This window comes from Aeromonas sp. FDAARGOS 1405 (genome assembly GCF_019048265.1).
Taxonomy (GTDB): domain Bacteria; phylum Pseudomonadota; class Gammaproteobacteria; order Enterobacterales; family Aeromonadaceae; genus Aeromonas; species Aeromonas veronii_A.
The window spans coordinates 439,489-465,000 of the sequence record NZ_CP077311.1; the positions used below are offsets into that span (position 1 = coordinate 439,489).

General features: G+C 59.9%; 19 protein-coding genes and 2 rRNA genes (1 of these 21 only partly in view). 14 read left to right on the top strand and 7 right to left on the bottom strand.

Annotation, left to right across the window (positions count from 1 at the left end; genetic code table 11):
• The first annotated feature begins 575 nt into the window (after positions 1-575).
• The 5 genes from I6L35_RS02040 (at position 576) to I6L35_RS02060 (ending at position 6,946) form a co-directional block, all read left to right on the top strand.
• A complete protein-coding gene (locus I6L35_RS02040; protein ID WP_216979405.1) occupies positions 576-1,601 on the top strand; it encodes an ABC transporter permease subunit in 1,026 nt (341 codons plus the stop codon).
• A gap of 216 nt (positions 1,602-1,817) precedes the next feature.
• Complete coding sequence (locus I6L35_RS02045) at positions 1,818-2,861, top strand: ABC transporter permease (protein ID WP_005343430.1); 1,044 nt, start codon at positions 1,818-1,820, stop codon at positions 2,859-2,861.
• A 149-nt stretch (positions 2,862-3,010) separates the two neighbouring features.
• Positions 3,011-4,828, top strand: a complete 1,818-nt coding sequence (locus I6L35_RS02050; RefSeq protein WP_216979406.1) for an extracellular solute-binding protein — start codon at positions 3,011-3,013, stop codon at positions 4,826-4,828.
• A gap of 31 nt (positions 4,829-4,859) precedes the next feature.
• Positions 4,860-5,918 carry an ABC transporter ATP-binding protein gene (locus tag I6L35_RS02055; protein WP_216979407.1) on the top strand — a complete coding sequence of 353 codons (1,059 nt, stop codon included), beginning with the start codon at positions 4,860-4,862 and terminating at the stop codon, positions 5,916-5,918.
• Positions 5,915-6,946: an ABC transporter ATP-binding protein gene (locus I6L35_RS02060; RefSeq protein WP_216979408.1), complete on the top strand. Its 1,032-nt coding sequence runs from the start codon at positions 5,915-5,917 to the stop codon at positions 6,944-6,946. The genes I6L35_RS02055 and I6L35_RS02060 overlap by 4 nt, the downstream gene beginning before the upstream one ends.
• Positions 6,947-7,047: 101 nt before the next feature.
• On the opposite strand, the gene I6L35_RS02065 is transcribed toward I6L35_RS02060, so the two are convergent.
• Positions 7,048-7,659, bottom strand: coding sequence for a YitT family protein (locus tag I6L35_RS02065; RefSeq protein WP_005349421.1), 612 nt, complete (start codon positions 7,657-7,659; stop codon positions 7,048-7,050).
• A gap of 309 nt (positions 7,660-7,968) precedes the next feature.
• Between I6L35_RS02065 and I6L35_RS02070 the strand changes: the two genes are divergently transcribed.
• The 5 genes from I6L35_RS02070 to mtnN all read left to right on the top strand — a co-directional run bounded on the left by I6L35_RS02070 (position 7,969) and on the right by mtnN (position 12,050).
• Complete coding sequence (locus I6L35_RS02070) at positions 7,969-8,982, top strand: NAD-dependent epimerase (protein ID WP_216979409.1); 1,014 nt, start codon at positions 7,969-7,971, stop codon at positions 8,980-8,982.
• 112 nt (positions 8,983-9,094) lie between these two features.
• Positions 9,095-9,700, top strand: a complete 606-nt coding sequence (locus I6L35_RS02075) for a DUF2076 domain-containing protein (protein ID WP_216979410.1) — start codon at positions 9,095-9,097, stop codon at positions 9,698-9,700.
• Between the two features lie 204 nt (positions 9,701-9,904).
• On the top strand, positions 9,905-10,093 hold the full coding sequence (locus tag I6L35_RS02080) for a hypothetical protein (protein ID WP_216979411.1): 189 nt from the start codon (positions 9,905-9,907) through the stop codon (positions 10,091-10,093).
• A 154-nt stretch (positions 10,094-10,247) separates the two neighbouring features.
• On the top strand, positions 10,248-11,105 hold the full coding sequence (locus tag I6L35_RS02085) for a lytic transglycosylase domain-containing protein (RefSeq protein ID WP_216979412.1): 858 nt from the start codon (positions 10,248-10,250) through the stop codon (positions 11,103-11,105).
• 108 nt (positions 11,106-11,213) lie between these two features.
• The gene (gene mtnN / locus I6L35_RS02090) at positions 11,214-12,050 is read left to right on the top strand and encodes a 5'-methylthioadenosine/S-adenosylhomocysteine nucleosidase (RefSeq protein WP_216979413.1); all 837 of its coding nucleotides are present in this window, start codon (positions 11,214-11,216) and stop codon (positions 12,048-12,050) included.
• A 90-nt stretch (positions 12,051-12,140) separates the two neighbouring features.
• Here the strand turns inward: mtnN and I6L35_RS02095 are convergent, their stop codons facing one another.
• A complete protein-coding gene (locus I6L35_RS02095) occupies positions 12,141-12,650 on the bottom strand; it encodes a YgjV family protein (protein ID WP_216979414.1) in 510 nt (169 codons plus the stop codon).
• Positions 12,651-12,707: 57 nt separating this feature from the next.
• Positions 12,708-13,283 (bottom strand): Crp/Fnr family transcriptional regulator, encoded by a 576-nt coding sequence (locus I6L35_RS02100; protein WP_216979415.1) that lies wholly within the window; start codon positions 13,281-13,283, stop codon positions 12,708-12,710.
• 243 nt (positions 13,284-13,526) lie between these two features.
• Here I6L35_RS02100 and ettA point away from each other — a divergent pair, with 243 nt between their 5' ends.
• The 4 genes from ettA to glnE all read left to right on the top strand — a co-directional run bounded on the left by ettA (position 13,527) and on the right by glnE (position 20,290).
• Entirely contained in the window at positions 13,527-15,194 is a 1,668-nt protein-coding gene (ettA, locus tag I6L35_RS02105) for an energy-dependent translational throttle protein EttA (RefSeq protein WP_216979416.1), read from the top strand.
• A gap of 126 nt (positions 15,195-15,320) precedes the next feature.
• Entirely contained in the window at positions 15,321-15,650 is a 330-nt protein-coding gene (locus I6L35_RS02110; RefSeq protein ID WP_216979417.1) for a hypothetical protein, read from the top strand.
• Between the two features lie 264 nt (positions 15,651-15,914).
• Positions 15,915-17,258, top strand: a complete 1,344-nt coding sequence (locus tag I6L35_RS02115; protein ID WP_216979418.1) for an NCS2 family permease — start codon at positions 15,915-15,917, stop codon at positions 17,256-17,258.
• Positions 17,259-17,416: 158 nt separating this feature from the next.
• Positions 17,417-20,290, top strand: coding sequence for a bifunctional [glutamate--ammonia ligase]-adenylyl-L-tyrosine phosphorylase/[glutamate--ammonia-ligase] adenylyltransferase (gene glnE, locus I6L35_RS02120; RefSeq protein WP_216979419.1), 2,874 nt, complete (start codon positions 17,417-17,419; stop codon positions 20,288-20,290).
• Positions 20,291-20,362: 72 nt separating this feature from the next.
• Here the strand turns inward: glnE and I6L35_RS02125 are convergent, their stop codons facing one another.
• From I6L35_RS02125 to I6L35_RS02140, 4 genes are all read right to left on the bottom strand, one after another.
• Positions 20,363-22,525: an AsmA family protein gene (locus tag I6L35_RS02125; RefSeq protein ID WP_216979420.1), complete on the bottom strand. Its 2,163-nt coding sequence runs from the start codon at positions 22,523-22,525 to the stop codon at positions 20,363-20,365.
• Between the two features lie 132 nt (positions 22,526-22,657).
• Entirely contained in the window at positions 22,658-23,164 is a 507-nt protein-coding gene (locus tag I6L35_RS02130; protein ID WP_216979421.1) for an NUDIX domain-containing protein, read from the bottom strand.
• A gap of 184 nt (positions 23,165-23,348) precedes the next feature.
• Positions 23,349-23,463, bottom strand: a 5S ribosomal RNA gene (gene rrf / locus I6L35_RS02135).
• A gap of 109 nt (positions 23,464-23,572) precedes the next feature.
• A 23S ribosomal RNA gene (locus tag I6L35_RS02140) occupies positions 23,573-25,512 on the bottom strand (it continues 949 nt past the right edge of the window).

Genomic DNA, 25,512 nt, shown 5'->3' on the forward strand with positions numbered 1-25,512 from the left:
AGTGAATAATTCTACTAAAAACAACCAGTGCAATGTAAAAACATTGTTAAATGACATAAATGGCGCTGAATTAAAATTTGATGAACTTATTAGTTAACGTGCTGTCCGTTTATATCTTATTTTGATTTATCGGCATTAATAAGAATAAAACACTAACTTCATGAGAGTTTCACCTGACCGTTCTCATGGGGATAACAGATAAAATCGTCGAGATGATATCGTTTTCCTTCAATTTCACCCACCAAACAAAAACATTATTAATCAACAACTTAAAAGCAAGTGAAGCTCAAACAAACAGCTGTTTATATTTTTTAAAATAATGTTGAACAGTAGCGTTTTGTTTTGATTTTCACTTTTCAGATAAAAAACGTCATTTTTCGGTGCTTTTGGTCTCAGCAGGTCATTTGTCCCAGTTTTCCATTTCCTTGTACTTGATTTTTGTTGCAGAGCTTTTACAGTGGCCAAGCGGATTGTCTGCTGTTTGGCAACCAATCCAGCGCGTAATGCCAGGAAGGAAAGGCCCGTCACCGGATTTGACTGGCCGTAAAAAAGAACAACAAGGACGAGGTTCCACCATGCTGTCGTATTTCCTACGCCGGATGCTTCTGATCATCCCGACGTTTCTCGGTATCACCCTGCTCGTCTTCACCATCACCCGTTTCGTGCCGGGCGGACCGGTTGAACGCATGCTGCTGCAAGCCCAGGTTTCCCAGAATGAATCTGGCCGCTCCAGTGGCAGCAAGGGGGCACAGGCCCTCTCAGATGAGCAGATCGAGGAGCTCAAGGCCTTCTATGGTCTCGACAAGCCCATGCTGGTCGCCTACTGGGAGTGGCTGCAGAAGCTGGCGGTGCTGGATCTGGGCGAATCAACCCGCTACTACGAGCCGGTGTGGGATCTCATCAAGGATCGACTCCCCGTCACCGCCTTCTTCGGGCTGGCGACCTTTCTGCTGAGCTATGCGGTCTCCATCCCGCTGGGGGTGGCGAAGGCGCTCAGGCACAACAGCCGCTTCGACTCGTTAAGCTCCATGCTTATCTACATGGCCTATGCCCTGCCCGCCTACGTGGTGGGGATCTTCCTCATCACCGTCTTCGCCTTCCATCTGGAGTGGCTGCCGATGGGCGGTTTTCCGGGGGATGATTTTGAGTACATGGAGAGCAGTTGGGATCAGATCCGCACCGTCTTTGCCCATGCCCTGCTGCCGCTTATCGCCTACGCCATCGGCGATTTCGCCATCCTCACCATGACCATGAAAAACAGCCTGATGGAGAACCTGTCGGCCGATTATGTGCGTACCGCCGTGGCCAAGGGACTGCCGTTTCGCAAGGCGGTCACCGACCACGCCATGCGCAACAGCCTGATCCCCATCGCCAGTCACTTGGGGTCTGTGCTCACCGTTTTCTTTGGCGGCTCCTTCCTCATCGAGACCATCTTCAACATCGACGGCATCGGCCTGCTCGGTTACGAGGCGATCGTCGAGCGGGATTACCCCACCGTTATGGGCATTCTGGCCATCACCTCCATGCTGATGCTGATTGGCAATATCCTCTCCGATATCTGCGTGGCCCTGGTTGATCCGCGCGTACGGTTTGGAGACTGACCATGAACCAGACCTCTATTGCCATGCCGATGCTGATATCACGCCATATCGTCTCCGATATCTGCGTTGCGCCTCCTGTTGATCCCCGAGTGCGGTTTGGAGACTGACCATGAACCAGACCTCTATTGCCATGCCGATGCTGATATCACGCCATATCGTCTCCGATATCTGCGTTGCACCTCCTGTTGATCCCCGCGTGCGGTTTGGAGACTGACCATGAAGCTCAATCCGGTTACCTTGAAAAAACTCAAGCGCTTCAAGTCGATCAAGCGCGGTTACTACTCCTTCATCATCTTCACCACCCTGGTGCTGCTCTCCCTGCTGGCGGAGCTGCTGGTCAACAGCCGGGCGCTGATAGTGAGCTATCAGGGCCAGTTGCACTTCCCCACCTATGGCGATGTGATCCCCGGCCAGCAGTTCGGGCTCGATTACGAGTACGAAACCAACTACCGCCAGCTCAAGGCCAAGTTTGCCGCAGAGGGCCAGGGCGACTGGGTGCTGCTGCCGCCGGTCCCCTGGAACCCCTACGAGCAGGACTTCAAGGAGGATGCCTACCCGCCATACGCCCCCAGCGCGGCCGAGCGCCACTTCCTCGGCACCGACACCAGCGGCCGCGACGTACTGGCGCGACTGGTCTACGGCTTTCGCATCGCCATCGGCTTTGCCTTTATCGCGCTGGCGGCCAGTTACGCCATCGGGGTCACCATCGGCTGTCTGATGGGCTTTCTCGGCGGCCGCTTTGACCTCATTCTGCAACGCTTTATCGAGATCTGGTCCCAGGTGCCGTTTCTCTACGTCATCATGATCCTGGTGTCGCTGGCCAAGCCCAACTTCGGCTTGTTTGTCGCCATCAACGTGCTGTTCGGCTGGATGGGGATCACCTGGTATATGCGCACCCTCACCTACAAGGAACGGGCACGGGACTATGTGATGGCGGCGCGGGCGCAAGGAGCGACCACCGGGCGGATCATCTTCAACCACATCCTGCCCAACACCCTGATGATGATCGTCACCCTGGCGCCGTTTGCCGTGGTGGGCAATATCTCGACCCTGACGGCGCTCGACTATCTGGGCTTCGGGCTGGCTCCGCCGACCCCGAGCTGGGGAGAGCTGCTCTCCCAGGGCATCAACAATCTGGATGCCATCTGGATCGTCAGCTCGGTGGTGGCCGCGGTGAGTCTGGTGCTGATCATGGTCTCCTTTATCGGCGAGGCGATCCGCGAGGCGTTCGATCCGCGCAAATTTACCCGTTACCAATAAGCCAGCCGATGCCAGCGCATCGGCAGGCGTCGGGTAACGAACAGTGATTAATGAAGGACGGGCCGCAGCCATCGGCGGTCCCAGGAGCAAGGGATAATCCCGTTATCAATCAAGACCCCCAGTGCAGGGGCCAGACCTGGAAGTCAAACATGAAAAATAAAATCAAATGGATAGGTGCTCTCTTTGTGCTGGTAAACGGATCCTGGGTCTGGGCGGCCAGCCTGCCCGCGGATCTCAAATGGGAGACCAATGAGACGGATCCTGTGTTCGCCTCCCCCAAGGCACTGCCGGGCGGCAGTCTCAATATGTTTGTGGAGAGCTTTCCGCTGACGTTCCGCACCGTGGGGCCTGACTCCAACGGATCGTTCCGCTCCTTTATTCTCGATAACCAGTTGCGACTCATCAGCTTCCACCCCAATACCGGCAACCCCATTCCGTCGCTCGCGACCCACTGGGCCATCGCGCCAGACAGCCAGACCGTCTACTTCAAGCTGGATCCCCGCGCCAAATGGTCGGATGGCAAGCCGGTCAATGCTGACGACTACACCTTCGGCTACGAGATGATGCGCTCCAAACACATCAAGGGGCCCTGGTTCAACAACTACTACACCACTGAAGTGGTAGCGGTAGAGAAGATCGATGATCACACCATTATGGTCAAAGCGGGCAACCGCAAGGCCAAGATGGACCTGCTCAACACCACCGAGCTGTGGCCCCAGCCCAAGCACTACTACAAGCTGACCCCCAACTGGGTGAAGCAGTACAACTGGGCCGTGGTGCCCACCACCGGCCCCTACGTGATCAGCGACGTCAAGAAGGGCAAGTCGGTCACCTTCAGCAAACAGAAGGATTGGTGGGCAAAAGACGATCGCTACAACCAGCACAGATTCAACATCGACACCATCAAGGTGCAGGTGATCCGCGACCACAACATCGCCTTTCGCCACTTCCTGAAAGGGGAGATCGATACCTTCGAGATGATCCTGCCCAACTGGTGGCATGAAAAAGCGGTCACCCCGGAGTACAAAAAAGGCTACGTGCAGAAGGTAATGGCCATGACCGACACCAAACAGGGCGGTCAGGGGGTGCACCTCAATGTGGCCAACCCCAAGCTGGCGGACGTGAACGTGCGCCTCGGCATCCAGCACGCCTTCAACATCGACAAGATGATCGAGACCGTGCTGCGCGGCGATTACGACAGAGCCACCACCTTCGACTCGGGCTTTGGCGAGTTCACTGACATCACGCTGCCGGAGCGGGCTTATGACATCGGCAAGGCGCGGGAGTACTTTGCCAAGGGCGGCTACAACAAGCCGGGGCCGGACGGCATCCTGCAAAATGAGAAGGGTGAGCGGCTGACGCTGGCGCTCACCTACACCAGTCAGGAGCACTCCAAGCGACTGACCGTGCTGAAAGAAGAGGCCAAGAAAGCGGGTCTGGATCTGGAGCTTAACCTAGTGGATGGCGCCACCGGCTTCAAGGTGATGCTGGAGAAGAAACACGAAGCGGCCTGGCTTGGCTGGGGCGGCGGCGGTCTCTATCCGCAATATTGGGAGTTTTTCCACTCCGCCAACGCCAACAAACCGCAGACCAACAACCTGTTCAACGTGGCTGACAAGGAGCTCGACGCGCTGATCGACGCCTACAACGTCGAATTCGACATGGCCAAGCGGGCCAAGCTCTCCCAGCAGATCCAGCAGCGCATCTATGATCTCGCCATCTTCGTGCCCGGGGTGCAGCTCAACTATGTACGGGCCAGCAGCTGGCGTTATGTGATGCTGCCGGAGGTGCCTGCCACCAAGAACACGCCGGATCTGCTCTACTGGCCGATGGACGGTTATCCTCATAGTAGTGGCGGTTTGCTCTGGCTCGATCCCAAGGTGAAGGAAGAGACCCGCAACGCCAAGGAGGCAGGGGAGGCGCTGGCGCCCATCAACCTGCTCGACAAGACCTATGCACGTCATTGATATTCAGGCCATTGCGAAGGGAGCAGCCGTTATGCCCAACACCCAGGCCTCCATTCTTGACGTACCGGATAACGGGGGGGAGTTCGCCGTTGATAGCGGCCAGCACCCAGCCCCAATCCTCGAAGTACGCGATCTCGAAGTGGAGTTCGCCGTCGACGACGGCAAGATCAAGGTGCTCGACGGGGTCAGCTTCAAGGTGGCCCCGGGTCAGACTCTGGGGATCGTCGGCGAGTCCGGCTGTGGCAAGAGTGTCACTTCACTCGCCATCATGGGGCTCTTGCCCAAACCCCATGGTCAGGTGGTAGCCGGCTCCATCCGCTTTCAGGGGGAAGAGCTGCTGTCGCTTGCGCCGGATCAGATGTACAAGGTGCGCGGCAACCGCATCTCGATGATCTTTCAGGAGCCGATGACGGCCCTCAACCCGGTGCAGACGGTGGGGGAGCAGCTGATGGAGGTGTTTCGCCTCCACCGCCCCGAGTATGACAAGGCCCAGCGCAAAGCCGCGGCCATTGCCATGCTGCAGAAGGTGGGGATCCCGGAACCGGCCCAGCGCTTTGCCGTTTACCCTCACAACCTCTCCGGCGGTATGCGCCAGCGGGTGATGATCGCCATGGCGCTCTCCTGCGAGCCAGACCTGCTTATCTGCGACGAACCGACCACGGCGCTGGATGTCACCATTCAGGCCCAGATCCTCGAACTGATGAAAGAGCTGCAGGCCCAGACCGGGATGGCCATCATCTTTATCACTCACGATCTGGGGGTAGTGGCGGAGCTGTGCGACGAAGTGGTGGTGATGTACGCCGGGCGGGCGGTAGAGCAGGCCGACGTGTTCGAGCTGTTTGACCACCCCCGTCACCCCTATACCCACGGCTTGATGAGCTCGATCCCGCGACTCGAGGATGAGCCCAAGAGCCTGCTCAAGACCATCAAGGGACAGGTGCCAGCCCTGCACGAGATGCCCGCTGGCTGCCGCTTCTCCAACCGCTGCCCCCATGCGACCGATCTCTGCATCAGCGCCATTCCGGCGGTGGAGCAACTCAATCCGCGCCACCATGTCGCCTGTCACTACTGGAAGGAGTTGACCCCATGAGCACTCTGTTATCGGTCAGGGATCTGAAACAGCACTTCCGGCTGGGAGGCGGGTTCCTGCGCAAGCAATATACGGTTCACGCGGTGGATGGCATCAGCTTCGACCTGAAACAGGGGGAGACGCTGGGGCTGGTGGGTGAGTCGGGCTGCGGCAAGTCCACCCTCGGGCGCAGCCTGCTCAAGCTGTTCGAGCCGACCGCGGGCACCATCACTTTCGAGGGGCGCGATATCACCGCCCTCAGCCCGAAGGAGATGCGCTCCCTGCGTCAGGAGATGCAGATGGTGTTTCAGGATCCTGCAGAATCCCTCAACAGCCGCCACACCGTGGGCCAGATCCTAGAGGAGCCCTTTATCATCCACGGTAAAGGCAACACTGAGCAGCGGCGCGGGTGGGTGCAAGAGCTGCTGGCAAAAGTGGGCCTGCCGGGCAGCGCGGTGGATCGCTACCCCCACGAGTTTTCCGGCGGTCAGCGCCAGCGGATCGGCATCGCCCGCGCCATCGCCCTCAAGCCCAAGCTGCTGGTATGCGACGAGGCGGTCTCGGCCCTCGATGTCTCGGTGCAGTCGCAGATCGTCAACCTGCTGCTCAGCCTGCAGCGGGAGATGAACCTCTCCATCATCTTCATCGCCCACGATCTGTCGGTGGTCAAACACATCTCGGATCGGATTGCAGTGATGTATCTGGGACGGATCGTCGAACTGGCGGATGCCCAGTCGCTCTATCTGGCGCCGCGCCACCCTTACACCCAGGCGCTGATCTCCGCCATTCCGGTACCGGACCCGCGCAGGCGCAGCCAGCGCATTCTGCTGACCGGCGATGTGCCCTCCCCCATCTCGCCGCCAAGCGGCTGCCACTTCCACCAGCGCTGCCCCCATGCGACCGAGTTGTGCAAAAGCAAGGCGCCCAAGCTTGAGGTGTGTGATGAGGCCCATCATCAGGTGGCCTGCCACACCCCGCTCGCCGTCGGTGGTCACGCTATCAGCGGCAACGCCATGAGCGGCGACAGCAGGCTGGAGCAGGCGAGCTAGGCGCAGCGAACAAACCCGAGGGTAGAAACAGACGAGGCGGCCATCAGGCCGCCTCGTGCTATCGGGTCACGCTTGTCTTATCGAGCCACTGCCGCAGCTTGTCAGGCAATCTGGTAACGGCCGGGCTTGTGGTTGAGTGTCAACACCAGATTACAGATAACCGCCGCCACGATGGAGAGCGCCAGGATCCAGGGCTGCACCACGAAAAACGAGGCGACAACAATGGCGCAATCAAGCCCCATCTGCAGCTTGCCCGCCCGGATGCCAAAACGATCCTGAATAAAGAGCGCCAGAATGTTGAAGCCCCCCAGACTCGACTTGTGACGGAACATGATGAGCAGCCCCATGCCAATCAGGGTGCCGCCGATCAGCGCCGCATAGAGAGGCTCTATCTTGCCGATCTGCAACACCCCGTTGAGGTGATCGGTCATGTAGGAGACCGCCGCCACCGAGACAAAGGTGTTGAAGGTAAAACGTGGCCCCATCCGCAGCCATGCCAGCGCATAGAAGGGCAGGTTGATGCCGAAAAACAGCAGGCCGAAGCTGATGCCGGTCACCTTTTGCAGCAGCAGCGCCAGCCCGGCAGTCCCGCCGGTGAGCAGGCCAACCTGATGAAACAGAAAGATGCCGAGGGAAACAAAGCCGGCCGCCGTCAGCAGGGCCAGCACATCCTCATAAATAGGATGAGCAGTGCGAATCGAGGTGTTGTCCATAACCTGTATCCAAGCGAAGTAAAGAGAGAGTGTCTGTCGCCTGCCGTTGCGGGCGGGCTGCGAGCCCTGTCCACAGGGCTTCGTTATGGGGTCCAGTCTATTTTTTGTGAAAAGGATCACAACAGTCAGGCTGAACGCCCCATTCTGGTGCCTGTCATCTGGCATTGACACCTGCTGCACCAAGATGCAGCATGCCGCGCCGACAGAGGCGGTTTGCCATGGCGCAAACGCGCCGGCTCTGCTACAAAGCGCGCAACCCCCTTTTCTCATCACTGTCAGGAGCCCCATGATCTGCACAGGACCCCAACCATGACCTATCTGGTCACCGGTGTTGCCGGCTTTATCGGTTTTCATGTGGCCAGCCGGCTCTGCGCGGCGGGTCATCAGGTGGTGGGCATCGACAACCTTAACGACTACTACGAGGTGAGTCTGAAAGAGGCGCGGCTGGCCCAACTGGCCAGTTTCCCCCATTTTCAATTCGAGCGGCTGGATCTGGCGGATCGCGAGGCGATGGCGGCTCTCTTTGCCAGCCACCGTTTCGAGCGGGTGATCCATCTGGGGGCGCAGGCGGGGGTGCGTTACTCCATCGAAAATCCGTTCGCCTATGCCGACAGTAACCTCACCGGCATGCTGACGGTGCTGGAGGGATGCCGTCACCACGGGATTCAGCACCTCATCTACGCCTCCTCCAGCTCGGTCTATGGCATGGGGGATCAGATGCCCTACTCCACCGCGCAGCAGGCGGATCACCCGGTCTCCCTCTACGCCGCCACCAAGAAGAGTGGCGAGCTGATGGCTCACGCCTATTCCACGCTCTATGGCCTGCCCACCACAGGGCTGCGCTTATTTACCGTCTACGGCCCCTGGGGGCGGCCCGACATGGCCATCATCAAGTTCACCCGCGCCATCCTCGCGGGCGAGCCTATCGACGTCTATAACCACGGCGATATCAGCCGCGACTTCACCTTTATCGACGACATCGTCGAAGGGATCCTCGCCGTGGCCGACCAGCCGCCCCGCCCCAATCCCGATTGGCACGCCAGCGAGCAAAGCCCGGCCGAGAGCGCCGCGCCCTACCGCATCCTCAACATCGGTCATGGTCAGCCGGTACGGCTGCTCGACTTTATCGAGGCGCTGGAAGAGGCCCTCGGCAAACCCGCCATCAAGCGAATGCTGCCGATGCAGGCGGGCGACATGCACGCCACCTGGGCCGACAGCGAGCCCCTCCACACCCTCACCGGCCTGCGCCCCACCACTTCCATCAAGGAGGGGGTCGCCGCGTTCGTCCGCTGGTATCTCGACTACTACCAACCCGGCGCGTGAAATTGTCGCGCTGCAGCCCTTGGTCGCCGATGAGTTAATCCGGTACCACTGGCTTGCCACGCGTTTTAGGATGGCTGAACGCACTGTCTGCGCACTATAGCGAGGATTTGAGATGCAATCACAGGAACAGGGTCTGATCGATGGACTGTTCGACCGCCTCAAGCAAGCGCAAGCCAGGGATAGCAAGCGAGACCCACAAGCGGATCAGCTGATCCGCCAGCATCTGGCCCAGCAGCCCGATGCCCCCTACTACATGGCCCAGGCGCTGCTGATCCAGCAGGCAGCCCTTACTCGCCTCAACGAGCGGGTCAAGGAGCTGGAAGCCAGCCAGAGCGCCCCGAGCAGCGGCAGTTTTCTCTCCGGCCTGTTTGGTAGCGAAAGCAGCCCGCCCCCGCGCTTTACGCCTCCACCGGCAACTGCGCCTGCCCAGCCCGCGTCCCGTGCCAGCTCATTTTTAGGGGGCGCCCTGCAAACCGCCGCGGGTGTGGCCGGTGGCGTCATGTTGGCCGATATGATCGGCGGACTGTTTCATAGCAACCGACCCGAGGAGATCATCGACATCATAGAGCCTGCCCCCATCGCCAATCCGGTCGATGCGGAACCGGTTCGCTGGGACGGCTGGGATTCACCTCCCGATGCTGGCAGCCGTTTTCTCGACGACGATAGCCAGAGTGGCGGCTGGACCGACAGTGACGATAACAACGGCGGTTTCTTCTGACCGTCAAACCATTACTGGCCCCGCATCTGGCGGGGCCCAACTCGATACGAAACCCATGACTATGGAAAGTGTGATGACACCACGGATCGGCAGCGGCATGACGCGATATACTCAGCGCGCTTCGTGCCACCCGGGAACAACTCCCGACCCCAGGCGCTCTGTCCGTGGCCACGCAACCCCCCCATGACGACAAGGAGCCACCTCATGATCCGAACCCTGCTTTTGACCGGTGCCGCCATTGCGGCCTATGCCCTGACCCAGAGCCACTCTCTGCTTCCCCTGCTCAGCCTGCTGGCCCTGCTTTCGATCTGGGTTGTCAGCGAAATTGGCAGCTTCTATCGCACGCTTCCGCCTGCCGTGCTGGATGAGCATGAGTATCACCACGACTTCTAACCCGATGAAAATGGTGTGAAACTGTCGACAGACCGTTAGTTCCATACCGTTTTGCTCTCTGAAATAAACCGGCTATAACAACAGGATCCACTGGGTTCGTGGCGATAGCTACCATGTTCCTCTATATCTTCTGTACTCAAGCAGGAGATCACCCATGGGGAACATCAGTGAAAACGGTCTGTTTTTGCTGCTTTTTTTGTCGTTGTTACTGGCAGGTACGCCGCAGGCGATGGCACAAGGCAGGGATTTCAGACAGGCCCCCAAGGCACTGACGGCGATCAAGCAGGGTCAACTGGCCCAGCAACACGGCAATCTGCAACAGGCCATCGCCCTCTACTGTGTCGCGGCCAGCACCGGCAACCCCGAAGGTTACTTCCGGATCGGTCGTCTGCTTGCCATCGGCCCCGCCTCGGTGCGCAGCGCCAAGCTGGCCAACAGCTACCTCGCCATGGCGATGCGCCTTGGTAACCGACAGGCTGCCCGTTACTACAACGCCCGTATCGGCAATGCCCCCATGGGGGATCAGTGCGGTGTCGGGATCCGTGGCGGACAGGGTGGCTATCTGGCACAATTCCCCTCCACCCCCTTCAATGTCGACACCTGGATTGCCCACCAGCCACCCGCAAAGCAAAAACTGGTCATCATGCTGCGCCACGCAGCCAAACACCATAAGGTGGATGCCAGGCTGGTACTGGCCATCGCCATTGCCGAATCCAACCTCGAAAGCCGCGCAGTTTCACCCAAGAATGCCCAGGGGCTGATGCAGCTTATTCCCGAGACCCAGCAGCGATTCGGGGTAACTCGTCCATTTGATCCGGCACAGAACATCAAGGGTGGCGTCAGTTATCTCAAGTGGCTGGATCGCCGCTTCAATGGCGACTGGGTGCGGATCTCGGCGGCCTACAATGCCGGGGAAAAAGCGGTGGAACGCTATGGTGGGATCCCCCCCTATGACGAGACCCGGGAGTATGTCAAACGGGTGCTCTACTTCGCTGGCCATAAACAGCCCTGAACCTGTTCGACTAGCTGCACGCTATTGACAAAAAACGTACCACCATTTGCGCAATCGTTTTCCTTTCGGTAGGATCCGGCGCTTTCTTGCCAGACCAACAGGTATCCCATGAATTTCATCAAACGTTGCTCGCGCCTGCTCACGCTGTTTGCACTCTTTTCCTCCTCCATCATGGCGGCCACTCCGGCGCCAGCACCCATCCTGATCCAGGGAGCGATGGACGTCGAAGTCGAGACGCTGGTGGCCGCCCTCAAGGACAAGCAGGAGCTGACCGTCGGCGCCTGGACCTACTGGCAGGGTACCCTCTCGGGTTATCCGGTAGTTGTCTCTCGCACCGAAGTGGGGCTGGCCAATGCCGCTGCTGCCACCACTCTCGCCATGGAGCGCTTTCATCCGCGCCTCGTCATCAATCAGGGCACGGCAGGCGGCCATGATCCGGCGCTACACCGGGGCGATATCGTTATCGGTACCAAAAGCTTCAACATGGGGGCCTATCGCAGTGATCTGACGTCGGCCGAGCAGGGTGTCGACCCAAGCAAATGGCACAACTTCGAGGTCACCATGCGCCTGCGTGACAAAGGCAAGCTGGTAGAGCACTCCTCCTTTGGCGGCGATCCCGAGCTGGTTGGCCGCGCCCTTGGCATGGCCGACCGTTATCGCCACGGCCGCGTAGTTGCCGGCATCATAGGCACTGCCGATGAGTGGAACCGCCAGGTGGCCCGCATCAACTGGCTGCATCAGACCTACAACACTGCAGCAGAAGAGATGGAGACCTCCTCCGCAGCGCTGGTCGCCGAGGCCTACAAGGTGCCCTTTGTCGGCATCCGGGTGCTCTCCAATACCGATCTGCATGGCGAGGAGTTCGATCCGCAGACCGCCATCCACTGCCAGCAGTTCGTCATTGATTACGCAAAAGCACTCATCAACAGCTTCAACAAAGCCTGATGAGCCAGAGAGGCCGCCACTATGGCGGCCTCTCTGCGTTGTAAGCTCTATCAGACAGGACTTACCCCGCGCTCTCTTCCACAGCCGATATCAACCCCCCGGACATGCCCTGCGCCCATAGTGGCGGTAGTAGCCCACCAGATTGCTGACCAGAAACAGCCCCTCCATCAGTGCGGCGACCGGAGAGCCCACCAGCAGGTTATTGCCAAGCCAGCAGAGGGTGCCGAGCAGCATCCAGCGCCGCAGTTGGTGATCATCCGGGCAAAACGCGGCCCGGGTTTGCAGCAGGCTGGCCAGCAGCCCGATCAATGAGAGTTCGCCCTGATAGGTCGCCAGCGCAGCCGCACAGGCCAACCCCATGAAAAACCACATCAAGATGCGGCGAACCAGCCAGATACTCACCAGAAAGCGCACGCTGGCCAGCAGCAACAGGCAGGCGGCCGACCACTGCCCGAGCAGGGCAAAGTGACCGGCATTGAGCGCGCAGGAGAGGGCCAGGCAGGCCAGGATCCTGCGACGATCCCGCAACTGAAACGACAACAGATCGAGCAACAAGGCCAGGCTCACCACCAGTTGCGACCACAGAAACAGCGACATCATCCACCCCTCGTCCGTCATTTGGATGGCGCAGCATGAGGGGATGGCCGGAGAGCGGCATTAACCCGTGTTAATGCGCCTGCGGATCCGTGACAAGGTGACCGGGCTGATGCCGATGTAGTTGGCGAGCTGTACTTGGGTCAGTCGTGCAGGCCAGTGGGGGAAGGTGTGGCAGAGCTCCCGATAACGCTCTTCGGGGGAGTGGAGCAGCAAAAACGCCTCCTTGCGCTCCTTGTAACCGAGCTGCTGGCGCAGCAGGGCCATGCAGACCGGCTGCCAGATGGGCTCATCCAGCAGGGCGATCGGCACCCGCACCACCTGCAGCTCCGTCAGCGCCTCCAGCTGATAGCGGGCGGGCAACCCCGTAAGCCAGCTGTCATAGAGCAGGCAGAGCTCCCCTTCGAAGTAGAACTCCTTGCAGCGCTCCTGCCCGTCCTGATTGTAGTGGCAGGCACGGGCGATGCCCGTTTCGATATAGAAGGCCCCCTCCTGTTCGGCCCCTTGCGCCAACAGTGCCTGACCGGCGCGCAGCGTCTGCCGTGGCAAACGCTGACAGAGGGCTTCGCTCAGGGCGGCATCCAATCCCATGGAGCAGAGAAAGGTGGCCAGTGAGGGAACTTGAGGAGATGGGATCATGACGGCTCCTGGACAAAACAGCAGCCCACATCATGCCCAAATTGCACGGCTGATGCAGCAAGGCGTGACCCTGTTGGCAAAGGGAGGACATAGCCGGGTGCCGCCTTTGCCCCCCCTCGTCCGTTGGTTTACAATCGACGGGTTTTTTGGAACCCGGTTGACGGCGTGTCGACCTGGCCCCACCACGACATCAGTCTGTTAATGCCAAGACATTAACCTGCTGAAAAGGAAGAGAATTAGCCAATGGCTCAATTTATTTACACCATGAACCGGGTCGGCAAGGTAGTGCCGCCCAAGCGTCATATTCTCAAGAACATCTCCTTGAGCTTCTTCCCGGGCGCCAAGATCGGCGTGCTGGGTCTGAACGGCGCCGGTAAATCGACCCTGCTGCGCATCATGGCGGGCATCGACACCGAGATCGAAGGGGAAGCCCGCCCGCAACCCGGCATCAAGATTGGCTACCTGCCGCAGGAGCCGAAGCTGGATCCGGAGCAGACAGTACGCGAAGCGGTCGAAGAGGCCGTTGGCGAAGTGAAGCGCGCCATGGCCCGGCTGGACGAGGTCTATGCGGCCTACGCCGACCCGGATGCCGACTTTGACAAGCTGGCCCGCGAACAGGGCGAGCTGGAAGCCATCATCCAGGCTCAGGGCGGCCACAACATGGAAAACCAGCTGGAGCGGGCGGCCGATGCCCTGCGCCTGCCGGCATGGGATGCCAAGATCAAGCACCTCTCCGGTGGTGAGCGCCGCCGTGTGGCACTGTGCCGTCTGCTGCTGGAAAAGCCGGACATGCTGCTGCTGGACGAACCGACCAACCACCTGGATGCGGAATCCGTGGCCTGGCTGGAGCGCTTCCTGCACGACTACGAAGGCACTGTAGTGGCCATCACCCACGACCGTTACTTCCTCGACAACGTGGCGGGCTGGATCCTGGAACTGGACCGCGGCGAAGGTATCCCGTGGGAAGGCAACTACTCCTCCTGGCTGGAGCAGAAGGACGCCCGTCTGGCGCAGGAAGCAAGTTCTGAAGCTGCCCGTCGCAAGTCCATCGAGAAAGAGCTGGAGTGGGTTCGTCAAAACCCGAAAGGGCGTCAGGCCAAGTCAAAGGCCCGTATGGCTCGCTTCGAAGAGCTCAACACCAACGACTACCAGAAGCGCAACGAGACCAACGAGCTGTTCATTCCGCCCGGACCGCGCCTCGGCGACAAGGTGGTGGAAGTGGCCAACCTGCGCAAATCTTACGGTGATCGGGTGCTGATCGACGATCTCTCCTTCTCCATTCCGAAGGGTGCCATCGTCGGCATCATCGGCCCGAACGGTGCCGGTAAGTCGACCCTGTTCCGCATGATGTCGGGTCAGGAGCAGCCGGATTCCGGCACCATCACCCTGGGTGACACCGTGGTGCTGGCCTCTGTGGATCAGTTCCGCGACAGCATGGATGACAAGAAGACGGTATTCGAAGAGGTCGCTGACGGTCAGGATATCCTGCGCATCGGCAACTACGAGTTCCCGAGCCGGGCTTATATCGGCCGCTTCAACTTCAAGGGTTCCGACCAGCAGAAGCGGGTTGGCGAACTCTCCGGTGGTGAGCGCGGTCGTCTGCATCTGGCCAAGCTGCTGCAGACCGGCGGCAACGTGCTGCTGCTGGATGAACCGACCAACGATCTGGATATCGAAACACTGCGCGCCCTCGAGAACGCCCTGCTGGAGTTCCCGGGTTGCGCCATGGTCATCTCCCACGACCGCTGGTTCCTCGACCGCATCGCCACCCACATCCTGGACTATCAGGACGAGGGCAAGATCGAATTCTTCGAAGGCAACTTCACCGAATACGAAGAGTGGAAGAAGAAGACCTACGGCGCCGAGGCCATCCAGCCGCACCGCGCCAAGTACAAGCGCATCGCCAAGTAAGCTGTCAGTCGGTACAAGCCGTACCATCGCAGCTGCGACCAACGTCACAAGGGGAGCTCCGGCTCCCCTTTCTGTTGTCTTTTGGCTTACAATCCTAGACGGATGCCTTTGCATGGATGTAGCACGATGACGACCCCCATAGAGAAAAAACTCACCATCCAGATCCGGGTTGAACCGGGTTGCCTCGGGCCGGATGGCAAGGAGCACATAGAGACCTTCTGTGCCGCTGCCGCCAAGATTTTTGCCGCCGTGGATCCAGAGCTGGTGAGCTGGGTGCTGATCCCCCGCTACGACAAGCAACTGCCGGAGCAGGAGTTCTTTATCGAGGGGCGCAAGCTGACCGAAGAGCAGGCCATCCTCTTTCTGCGCCGCTTCGGCCGCGAACTGGGTGAGGTACAAGACCGACTCGACTCGGTGCTGGCCCAGCTGGTCGAGCGCTACTTCAAAACCCTGTAAGCCCCCAATTTTCGATAAAAGGTTCTCTGCTGAGAACCTTTTTTCATGCTCAAAAAGCAAACGTTTGAATTTTTGCTCTATTCATTGATCTGCTTCGCAGATCCGGGGTTTGTAAACGGCGCCGCCTGTGTAAAAATGTGCGCGCTGTCACGGTATCAGGATGAGTCTGGTTACTTAACCGCCAGAAACAGGGCAATTTACCCCGCATGGATGGGATAGCCCGTTCCCCTGCTGCTTATTTCACGTCACCTATTGGAATCCAACATGAATCAACAACACCAAGCTGCCAATCAGGCCGCCGGGCAAGGATTGCTTGAGCGCCTGTTTGCCCTGCAAGGCCATGGCACTACCGCCCGTACCGAAGTGATTGCCGGTATCACCACCTTCCTGACCATGGTCTATATCGTGTTCGTCAACCCGCAGATCCTCTCTGCGGCGGGCATGGACACCCAGGCCGTGTTCGTCACCACCTGCCTCATCGCCGGTATCGGCAGCATCCTGATGGGCCTGTTGGCCAACCTGCCGATCGCGCTGGCCCCCGCCATGGGCCTCAACGCCTTCTTCGCCTTCGTGGTGGTCGCGGGTATGGGCTACTCCTGGCAAGTGGGCATGGGCACCATCTTCTGGGGTGCCATGGGTCTGTTGATCCTCACCCTGCTGCGGGTGCGTTATTGGCTGATCGGCAACATCCCGCTCACCCTGCGGGTCGGCATCACCGCCGGTATCGGTCTGCTGATCGCCCTGCTCGGCCTGCACAACGCAGGGATCGTCGTGGCCAGCCCTGCGACTATGGTGACCGTGGGCAACCTCACCTCCCTGCCCTGCCTGCTGGGTCTGCTCGGTTTCTTCCTGATCTGCATCTTCTCCGCTCGCGGCGTCCACTCCGCCGTGCTGATCGCCATTGTGGTCACCACGGGTCTGGGCTGGCTGTTTGGCGATGTCACCTTCAAGGGCTTTGTCTCCATGCCCCCCAGCATCGAACCGGTGTTCGGCAAGCTGGATCTGATGGGCTCGCTCGATATCAGCCTCGCCGGGATCATCTTCTCCTTTATGCTGGTCAACCTGTTCGACTCCTCCGGCACCCTGATCGGCGTCACCAACCGCGCCAAGCTGGCCGATGACAAGGGCCACTTCCCGCGCATGAAACAGGCGCTGATGGTTGATAGCGTGAGCTCCGTCGGCGGCGCCTTCATGGGCACCTCCTCGGTTACCGCCTTTATCGAGAGCAGCTCCGGCGTCGCCGTCGGCGGCCGTACCGGTCTAACCGCCATCGTGGTCGGCCTGCTGTTCCTGCTGGCGATCTTCTTCTCCCCGGTCGCCGCCATGGTGCCGGCCTATGCCGCCGCTGGCGCCCTTATCTATGTGGGCGTGCTGATGTGCTCCGAGCTGACCCGAGTGAAGTGGGAAGATCTGACCGAAGCGGTACCGGCCTTTATGACCGCCGTCATGATGCCGTTCAGCTTCTCCATCACCGAGGGGATCGCAGTTGGCTTTATCTCCTACTGCGTGATGAAGGCGGGCACCGGCCGCTGGCGCGAAATCAACCCCTGCGTGCTGGTGGTTGCCCTGCTGTTCGTCCTCAAGTTCTTCTGGGTCGATAGCCACTGATAATGACCAGCGCAATCCGATGGGCTCCCGACAGGGAGCCCATTTTTATTTGCCGGATCATGCTTCTCGCCCCTGCGCTGTGACGCGGGGGCCCGACAGTGCTAGATTGGCAGCCAGCGTTTTATCCGGCAGTTTCGTTAATCACAAGGACGGCAACCGTGGCCCAGCACTCTCCCTCTCTCTCCGCCTTCTCTCCCCTGCTGCAAGAGCTGGCCCAGCGCCATTGGCAACGGCTGATTGAACTGGCCCCCGACTACGGCACGCTGCCCGAGTCGGTGCACCAGACCCTGTTGACCCTGCTTGGCCTCTCCGATTTTGTCGCCGATTCCCTCTTCAAACAGCCTGAGTTGCTGACCGAGCTGCTCGCCTCCGGAGAGCTGGAGCGCTCCGAACGCTGGCCCACCTACCAGCATGATCTGGCCGCCATGCTCGCCGAGGTGGACGACGAAGAGGTGCTCAAGCGCATCCTGCGCCAGTTCCGTCGCAGCCGCATGCTGGTGATCGCCTGGCGCGAGCTGCTGGGTCACGCGGCGGTGGAAGAGAGCTTTATCCACCTCACCAGACTGGCGGATGCGCTTATCTGCGCCGCCCGCGACTGGCTCTACGCCAAGCAGTGCGGCGAGCTGGGCACCCCGATGGACGGCAACGGCAACCCGCAGCCGCTGCTCATTCTCGGCATGGGCAAGCTGGGGGGCGGCGAGCTCAACTTCTCCTCGGACATCGACCTTATCTTCACCTTCCCCGAGAACGGCTACACGGTCGGCGGGCGACGCGAGCTCGCCAACCAGCAATTCTTCATCAAGCTGGGCCAGCGCATCATCAACGCCCTGCACCAGAGCACGGTCGACGGTCAGGTGTTTCGGGTCGATATGCGCTTACGCCCCTTTGGTGACGCGGGGCCGCTGGCCATCTCGTTTGCCGCCATGGAGGATTACTACCAGCACCACGGCCGCAACTGGGAGCGCTACGCCATGGTCAAGGCGCGGGTGCTGGGGCCCCAGTGCGAACATGCGGTGGAGCTGGCCGAGATGCTGCGCCCCTTCGTGTTTCGCCGCTATATCGACTTCGGCGTCATCGACGGCCTGCGCCAGATGAAGGCGATGATCGCCGCCGAGGTGCGCCGCAAGGGGCTGGAGGGCAACATCAAGCTGGGGGCTGGCGGCATTCGCGAGGTGGAGTTCATCGCCCAGGCGCTGCAACTTATTCGCGGCGGGCGTGAGCCGGCGCTGCGGGTGCGCCATCTGCCAGAGGCGCTGGCCGCCATCGCCCAGTGCGGCGCCCTCGAATCCACCCATTGCAACCGCCTGCTGACGGCCTACCGCTTCCTGCGCCGGGTCGAGAACATCTTGCAGGAGATCGGCGATCAGCAGACCCAGACCCTGCCCACCGAGGAGCGGGATCGCCAGCGGCTCGTCGCCGCCCTCGGCTTTGCTGACTGGGGCGCCTTCATGGCTCATCTGGACGAGGAGATGGCGGCCGTCCATCAGGAGTTTGCCGCCGTGGTGGGGGAAGAGAAAGAGGCCCCCGCCCATCTGGAGCAACTCTGGCTCGATCTCTGGCGCACCGAGCTCGACGCCGCCGAGTTGGAGCAGCTGCTGACCGCGCAGGGGGTGGCCGAGCCCGTTCCGCTCTGCGGTGCCCTGCTGCGCTTCAAGGAGGAGTACAAGCGACGTCAGGTAGGGCCGCAGGGGCGCATCGCGCTGGACTGGCTGATGCCGGAGCTGCTGCGACTGGTGGTCGCCAGCGAGCAACCTGCCCGCCTGTTCGAACGGGTGTGCGAACTGCTGACCCGCATCTTCACCCGCAGCGCCTATCTGCAGCTGCTGGCGGAGAACCCGGGCGCCCTGCGCCAGCTGGTGCGGCTGTGCGACGCCAGCCATCTGGTGAGCGAGCAGCTGGCCCGCTACCCCATCCTGCTGGACGAGCTGCTCGATCCCCAGCACCTCTATCACCCCACCCCGCTCGATCAGTACAAACCCCAGCTGCGCCAGTTCCTGCTGCGCATCCCCGAAGAGGATGTGGAGCAGCAGATGGAGGCACTGCGCCAGTTCAAGCAGGTGCAGCTGCTGCGCATCGTGGCGGCCGACATCGCCGGCGCCCTGCCGCTGATGAAGGTGAGCGACCACCTCACCTGGCTGGCGGAGGCGATCACCGAGGAGGTGGTCAATCAGGCATGGGCCCAGATGAGCGAGCGCTACGGGGTACCGCCCGAGGTGGCGGTGAGCGGTCAGCGCGGCTTTGCGGTAGTGGCCTACGGCAAGCTCGGCGGCATCGAGCTCGGTTACGGCTCGGATCTCGATCTGGTGTTCCTGCACGGCGGCGACCCCAACAGCTACACCGACGGGCGCAAACCCATCGACAGCCGCCAGTTCTACCTGCGCCTGGCACAGCGGATCCTGCACCTGTTCAGCACCCGCACCCCCTCCGGCATTCTCTACGAGATCGACATGCGGCTGCGCCCCTCCGGCGACTCCGGCCTGCTGGTCTCGTCCCTCTCGGCCTATGAGCAGTATCAGCAAAACGAGGCCTGGACCTGGGAGCATCAGGCACTGGTGCGGGCCCGCCCCATCTATGGCGATGACGCCATCGTTGCCGAGTTTGCCCGCATCCGCCGCGCCGTGCTGGCCAAGGAGCGCGAACTGCCGACCCTGGCCCGCGAGGTGCGCGAGATGCGCCACAAGATGCGGGATCACCTGCTCAAGGCGGGCGCCGGCGAGTTCGACCTCAAGCAGTCCCCCGGTGGCATGGTGGACATCGAGTTCATCGCCCAGTACCTGGTGCTGGCCCACGCCTGCGGTGAACCCGAGGCGCTCACCCGCTGGTCCGATAACGTGCGCATCTTCGATGAGTGCGTGCTGGCGGGGGTACTCACGCTGGAGCAGGCGGAGGGGCTCAAGCACGCCTATCTGGAAATCCGCAACCTCGGCCATCGCCTCAACCTCTCGGAGATCTCCCGCAAGGTGAGCGACGACCAGTTACTGACCGAACGAGGCCATGTGCTGGCAGTCTGGCAACTGCTGCTGGGGGAGTAATTCCCGCTAGCGGCAATGAAAAAGGGCCCGCACGAGGCGGGCTCTACATGGAGATAAAACGAAAGGCTGGGGCTATTTGAACAAGCCCTTGAGCAGCTGGTCGGCCACCCCTTTGACGGCCTCGTTGTCGGCCTTGTCCCCCAGCAGCTTCTTGAGGCCGCGTTCGGCCTCCTTGCGCGCCTTCTCCTCCAGCAGCTTGTTGTTGCTGAGCAGCGCCTTTACGTCGAGCTGGTAGCTGGGCGCCTGCCAGTGGCCGCCGATCCGCACCGGAATGGTGATCTCCTTCAGCTCGTCCACGTCCTTGCCTCCCTGCCCCTTGCTGCTCTCGACGATGGAGGTGAGGAACAGGAAGTCGAGGCTCTCCGGCACCAGCGCCGTCTGCCCCTCGCCCTTGACCCGCAAGGCCGGGGCAAAGAGCTGGATGTCGTTGCTGCGGGCGATGCCATCGGCAATAAGGAAGCTGGCGGTCAGGGCGCTGAAGTCGGTCTTGCGCGCCTCCTTCACCTGCTCGGCTCCCTTGCCGGTGAGGGTGGCCCGCGCCTCGCGGATCATCTCCGGCAGGTTGATGCCGTGCAGGGCGCCGTCACTCAGCTTCAATGTCACCTTACCCTGCATCCCGTTGCGCAGCGCCAGCGCGGAGAGACCACGGCCCTGCACCTGCACATCGAGATCGCCCTTGCCCTCCAGCAGATCGCTCTGAGCCAGAGTCTGAAGCAAGGGACGGATGTTCACTCCGGCCACCTGCTTGTGCACCTTGTAGGTGGCGGGTTGCTGGCGTGCATCGAGAACTCCGTTAGCGTTTACCTGACCGCCAGCTACGGTCGCGCTGAACTGTTTGAGCGTCAGCAGTCCCTTAGCCAGAGCCACCTGCAGATCGACTGCGCCAAGATCCAGCCCTTTCAGACGCAGGCTGCCGAGTTGCAGCCGACCATCCAGATCCACCCCTTTGAGCGCGCCCAGATCCGGTTCGACAGTGGAGAGGGCTTCGCTCTTACCGCTTACCGCTTTATTGCCACTTGTAGCGGCATTGGAGGCTCCGGCCGCCGGTTTGCTCTCTTTCGCCTGCGCAGGTGTGGTCGGTGTCGCTTTGGCGAGCCATTTGTCGAGATCCAGCTTCTCCCCCTTGAGATCGAAAGTGATCGCGGGAACAGTACCAAGCTGCACGGATCCATCACCACTCAGCAGCGCCTCATCGGCACTCATCACCAGCTTGCTCAGGGTAATCAACTGCTTGTCGAGCTCGGCGCGGGCAAACCCGGCCAGTTTCAGCTTCATCTGCGGGCGCGGCAGCGTACCACCTTCCAGCGCAGCCGTCAGCAGCACATCGGAGAGCTCGGCCAGCTTCATCTCTTTATCGAGCCGTCCCTTGAGCGTTCCTTCCAGCGAACCTGCCAGTAAAGCTTGCTGCCCCTCGACCTTGGCTCCTTTCAGCGCCAACGTGAGATTGCTCCACTCACCAAGGGCCAGTCGGTCTCCCTTGATGGAGAAACTGTCGAGTCGCAGGGACGGGGCACTCAGGCTGCCACTGAGGCTCAGATCTTTCAGTTCACTGGCCATCACCTCCTGCGCCAGCTTGATCTGGGTCTGCCCTTTAACGTCGAAAGCGAGCTTGTCGGCACTCCCCTTCGCGGCCAGCGTCACGGGTACCCACTGACCGGTGGCCAGCTGCCCCATATCGAGATCGAGTCGATCCAGTCGCAGCGACGTGCCGCTGCGATCATCCTGTACAAGCGCACTGGCCTGGGAGAGCGCGACACCCTGCAAGCTGATCTGCCAGTGCTTGCTATCAGAGGTTGGCGCAGGGGTTGCGGGGACGACCGGTTCGCTTGCATCAGCAGTGGCATCTTTGATCAGTCCGCTCAGATTGGAGCTGCCATCCGCCTTGGTCTGGATAAAGAGATGGGCGCCACTCAGGGTCACCTTGCCGATCTCCAGACGATGTGAGAGCAGCGGTAACAGGGCCACCGAGGCCTCGCCCTGTTCGAAACGAATCAGATCCGGCTCGGCAAAACCGGCCGGATTGCGCAGAGCCACCTTCTCCAGCGAGAGGCCGAGACTCGGCCAGAAACGCCAGTCAATCTCCCCCGCCATCACCAGTTCCCGGCCCGTGCTCTTGCGCACCTGTTCAGCCAGCTGGGGCTTGAATTGATTGGGGTCGATAAGGCTTATCAGCGTCACTATGGCCAGCAAGGCTGCCACGGCGATGCCGAGCAAGATGAGAACTATCTTCTTCACGATATGCTCCTTGAATCCGGATCCACTGCAGACTATACCACTCACCGTCTGACGAATGGCGTCTGCGGGACAAAAGCGGACAAGGATGAGACAGGGATGGTCGCTGCCAATCCCCATCGTCATCAGCAGGGATCAGGCTTGCAAAGGGGATTGCTGCAACCGCGCCATAGCTGTGCGCGTCGACTCGAAAGCAAAGCGGGGCAAGGGGATATCGCGGATCTTCAGCCAGTGACAGGCGGCGACATCGTCAGCTGGCTGGATGACCGGTTTTTCGCTCAGCTTGATGGCAAAGAAGGTGTCACAGGTGTGATAGGTGATGCCGTCATAGGGATAGGTATTGGCGAACGAGCCAAGATAACGGTATGGCTGACCGACCATATCGAACCCCAACTCCTCCTGCAACTCGCGACGCAGCGCGACCTCCAGCGACTCGCCGGGATCGACAAATCCGCCCGGCAGATCCAGCAACCCCTTGCCCGGATTGCGGGCACGCACCGCAACCAGCACCTCATCCTGCCAGCAAAGCGCCACCATCACCGCAGTCGCTACATTCTGGAAAAAATGAAAACCGCAGTCACAGCAAAACTCTTTGGGGTTGACGCTCTGCAGGGTTTGACCGCCGCATTTTGGACAAAACATGGGCTATCTCCGACCAGATAAAGCGCCATTTTACGCCGCCAGGGCCATTTTTTATGAGTAAAACTGATGGGATGCTCAGGAATTCAGGGGAAGGAGGGGGTAACGCAGGCCAATTTTTAGGCGACTTGCTGAATTTCAGGCAATAAAAAACCCCGCTCGATGAGCGGGGTTTCTTGTATTGGGTGCCTGGCAGTGTCCTACTCTCGCATGGCGAATGCCACACTACCATCGGCGCTACCGCGTTTCACTTCTGAGTTCGGCATGGGATCAGGTGGTTCCACGGCGCTATGGCCGCCAGGCAAATTCTTCAATCCAGAAAGCTGACGTGAATAACGACTGAGTCATTATCACTGAATTAGTAGTTCGCTTAGGTTTGCTACAAGCCTTAGAACACTTCTTGGGTGTTGTATGGTTAAGCCTCACGGGTAATTAGTATGGGTTAGCTCAACACGTCGCCGCGCTTACACACCCCACCTATCAACGTTGTGGTCTCCAACGGCCCTTTAGGACCCTCAAGGGGTCAGGGATGACTCATCTCAGGGCTCGCTTCCCGCTTAGATGCTTTCAGCGGTTATCGATTCCGAACTTAGCTACCGGGCAGTGCCACTGGCGTGACAACCCGAACACCAGAGGTTCGTTCACTCCGGTCCTCTCGTACTAGGAGCAACTCCCTTCAATCATCCAACGCCCACGGCAGATAGGGACCGAACTGTCTCACGACGTTCTGAACCCAGCTCGCGTACCACTTTAAATGGCGAACAGCCATACCCTTGGGACCGACTTCAGCCCCAGGATGTGATGAGCCGACATCGAGGTGCCAAACACCGCCGTCGATATGAACTCTTGGGCGGTATCAGCCTGTTATCCCCGGAGTACCTTTTATCCGTTGAGCGATGGCCCTTCCATTCAGAACCACCGGATCACTATGACCTACTTTCGTACCTGCTCGACCTGTCCGTCTCGCAGTTAAGCTGGCTTATGCCATTGCACTAACCTCCTGATGTCCGACCAGGATTAGCCAACCTTCGTGCTCCTCCGTTACTCTTTGGGAGGAGACCGCCCCAGTCAAACTACCCACCAGGCACTGTCCGCGAGCCCGATTCAGGGCCCTGCGTTAGAACATCAAACATACAAGGGTGGTATTTCAAGGACGGCTCCAGCGCAACTGGCGTCACGCCTTCAAAGCCTCCCACCTATCCTACACATGTAGGTTCAATGTTCAGTGCCAAGCTGTAGTAAAGGTTCACGGGGTCTTTCCGTCTAGCCGCGGGTACACCGCATCTTCACGGCGAATTCGATTTCACTGAGTCTCGGGTGGAGACAGCATGGCCATGGTTACACCATTCGTGCAGGTCGGAACTTACCCGACAAGGAATTTCGCTACCTTAGGACCGTTATAGTTACGGCCGCCGTTTACCGGGGCTTCGATCAAGAGCTTCGCTTGCGCTAACCCCATCAATTAACCTTCCGGCACCGGGCAGGTGTCACACCCTATACGTCCACTTTCGTGTTTGCAGAGTGCTGTGTTTTTGATAAACAGTCCCAGCCATCTGGTCACTGCGACTCCCGACAGCTCCATCCGCAAGGGACTTCACCATCAAGAGCGAACCTTCTCCCGAAGTTACGGTTCTATTTTGCCTAGTTCCTTCACCCGAGTTCTCTCAAGCGCCTTGGTATTCTCTACCCGACCACCTGTGTCGGTTTGGGGTACGATGACTTGTAATCTGAAGCTTAGAGGCTTTTCCTGGAAGCAGGGCATCAATGGCTTCCGCACCGTAGTGCGTTCGTCTCGTGTCTCAGTGTTGTGTCTCCGGATTTGCCTGGAAACACCACCTACGCACTTTCACCAGGACAACCGTCGCCTGGCCCACCTAGCCTTCTCCGTCCCCCCATCGCAATTACAAGTCGTGCAGGAATATTAACCTGCTTCCCATCGACTACGCCTTTCGGCCTCGCCTTAGGGGTCGACTCACCCTGCCCCGATTAACGTTGGACAGGAACCCTTGGTCTTCCGGCGAGGAGGCTTTTCACCCCCTTTATCGTTACTTACGTCAGCATTCGCACTTCTGATATCTCCAGCATACCTCTCGATACACCTTCGCAGACTTACAGAACGCTCCCCTACCACTTGCACTAAGTGCAAATCCGCGGCTTCGGTGCCTGGTTTGAGCCCCGTTACATCTTCCGCGCAGGCCGACTCGACTAGTGAGCTATTACGCTTTCTTTAAATGATGGCTGCTTCTAAGCCAACATCCTAGCTGTCTGAGCCTTCCCACATCGTTTCCCACTTAACCAGAACTTTGGGACCTTAGCCGGCGGTCTGGGTTGTTTCCCTCTTCACGACGGAC

What these genes read in the sequence shown, in the direction of transcription:
- I6L35_RS02040 (WP_216979405.1), top strand. Translation starts at nt 576, where the DNA reads ATGCTGTCGTATTTCCTACGCCGGATGCTTCTGATCATCCCGACGTTT.
- I6L35_RS02045 (WP_005343430.1), top strand. Translation starts at nt 1,818, where the DNA reads ATGAAGCTCAATCCGGTTACCTTGAAAAAACTCAAGCGCTTCAAGTCG.
- I6L35_RS02050 (WP_216979406.1), top strand. Translation starts at nt 3,011, where the DNA reads ATGAAAAATAAAATCAAATGGATAGGTGCTCTCTTTGTGCTGGTAAAC.
- I6L35_RS02055 (WP_216979407.1), top strand. Translation starts at nt 4,860, where the DNA reads ATGCCCAACACCCAGGCCTCCATTCTTGACGTACCGGATAACGGGGGG.
- I6L35_RS02060 (WP_216979408.1), top strand. Translation starts at nt 5,915, where the DNA reads ATGAGCACTCTGTTATCGGTCAGGGATCTGAAACAGCACTTCCGGCTG.
- I6L35_RS02065 (WP_005349421.1), bottom strand. Translation starts at nt 7,659, where the DNA reads ATGGACAACACCTCGATTCGCACTGCTCATCCTATTTATGAGGATGTG.
- I6L35_RS02070 (WP_216979409.1), top strand. Translation starts at nt 7,969, where the DNA reads ATGACCTATCTGGTCACCGGTGTTGCCGGCTTTATCGGTTTTCATGTG.
- I6L35_RS02075 (WP_216979410.1), top strand. Translation starts at nt 9,095, where the DNA reads ATGCAATCACAGGAACAGGGTCTGATCGATGGACTGTTCGACCGCCTC.
- I6L35_RS02080 (WP_216979411.1), top strand. Translation starts at nt 9,905, where the DNA reads ATGATCCGAACCCTGCTTTTGACCGGTGCCGCCATTGCGGCCTATGCC.
- I6L35_RS02085 (WP_216979412.1), top strand. Translation starts at nt 10,248, where the DNA reads ATGGGGAACATCAGTGAAAACGGTCTGTTTTTGCTGCTTTTTTTGTCG.
- mtnN (WP_216979413.1), top strand. Translation starts at nt 11,214, where the DNA reads ATGAATTTCATCAAACGTTGCTCGCGCCTGCTCACGCTGTTTGCACTC.
- I6L35_RS02095 (WP_216979414.1), bottom strand. Translation starts at nt 12,650, where the DNA reads ATGATGTCGCTGTTTCTGTGGTCGCAACTGGTGGTGAGCCTGGCCTTG.
- I6L35_RS02100 (WP_216979415.1), bottom strand. Translation starts at nt 13,283, where the DNA reads ATGATCCCATCTCCTCAAGTTCCCTCACTGGCCACCTTTCTCTGCTCC.
- ettA (WP_216979416.1), top strand. Translation starts at nt 13,527, where the DNA reads ATGGCTCAATTTATTTACACCATGAACCGGGTCGGCAAGGTAGTGCCG.
- I6L35_RS02110 (WP_216979417.1), top strand. Translation starts at nt 15,321, where the DNA reads ATGACGACCCCCATAGAGAAAAAACTCACCATCCAGATCCGGGTTGAA.
- I6L35_RS02115 (WP_216979418.1), top strand. Translation starts at nt 15,915, where the DNA reads ATGAATCAACAACACCAAGCTGCCAATCAGGCCGCCGGGCAAGGATTG.
- I6L35_RS02130 (WP_216979421.1), bottom strand. Translation starts at nt 23,164, where the DNA reads ATGTTTTGTCCAAAATGCGGCGGTCAAACCCTGCAGAGCGTCAACCCC.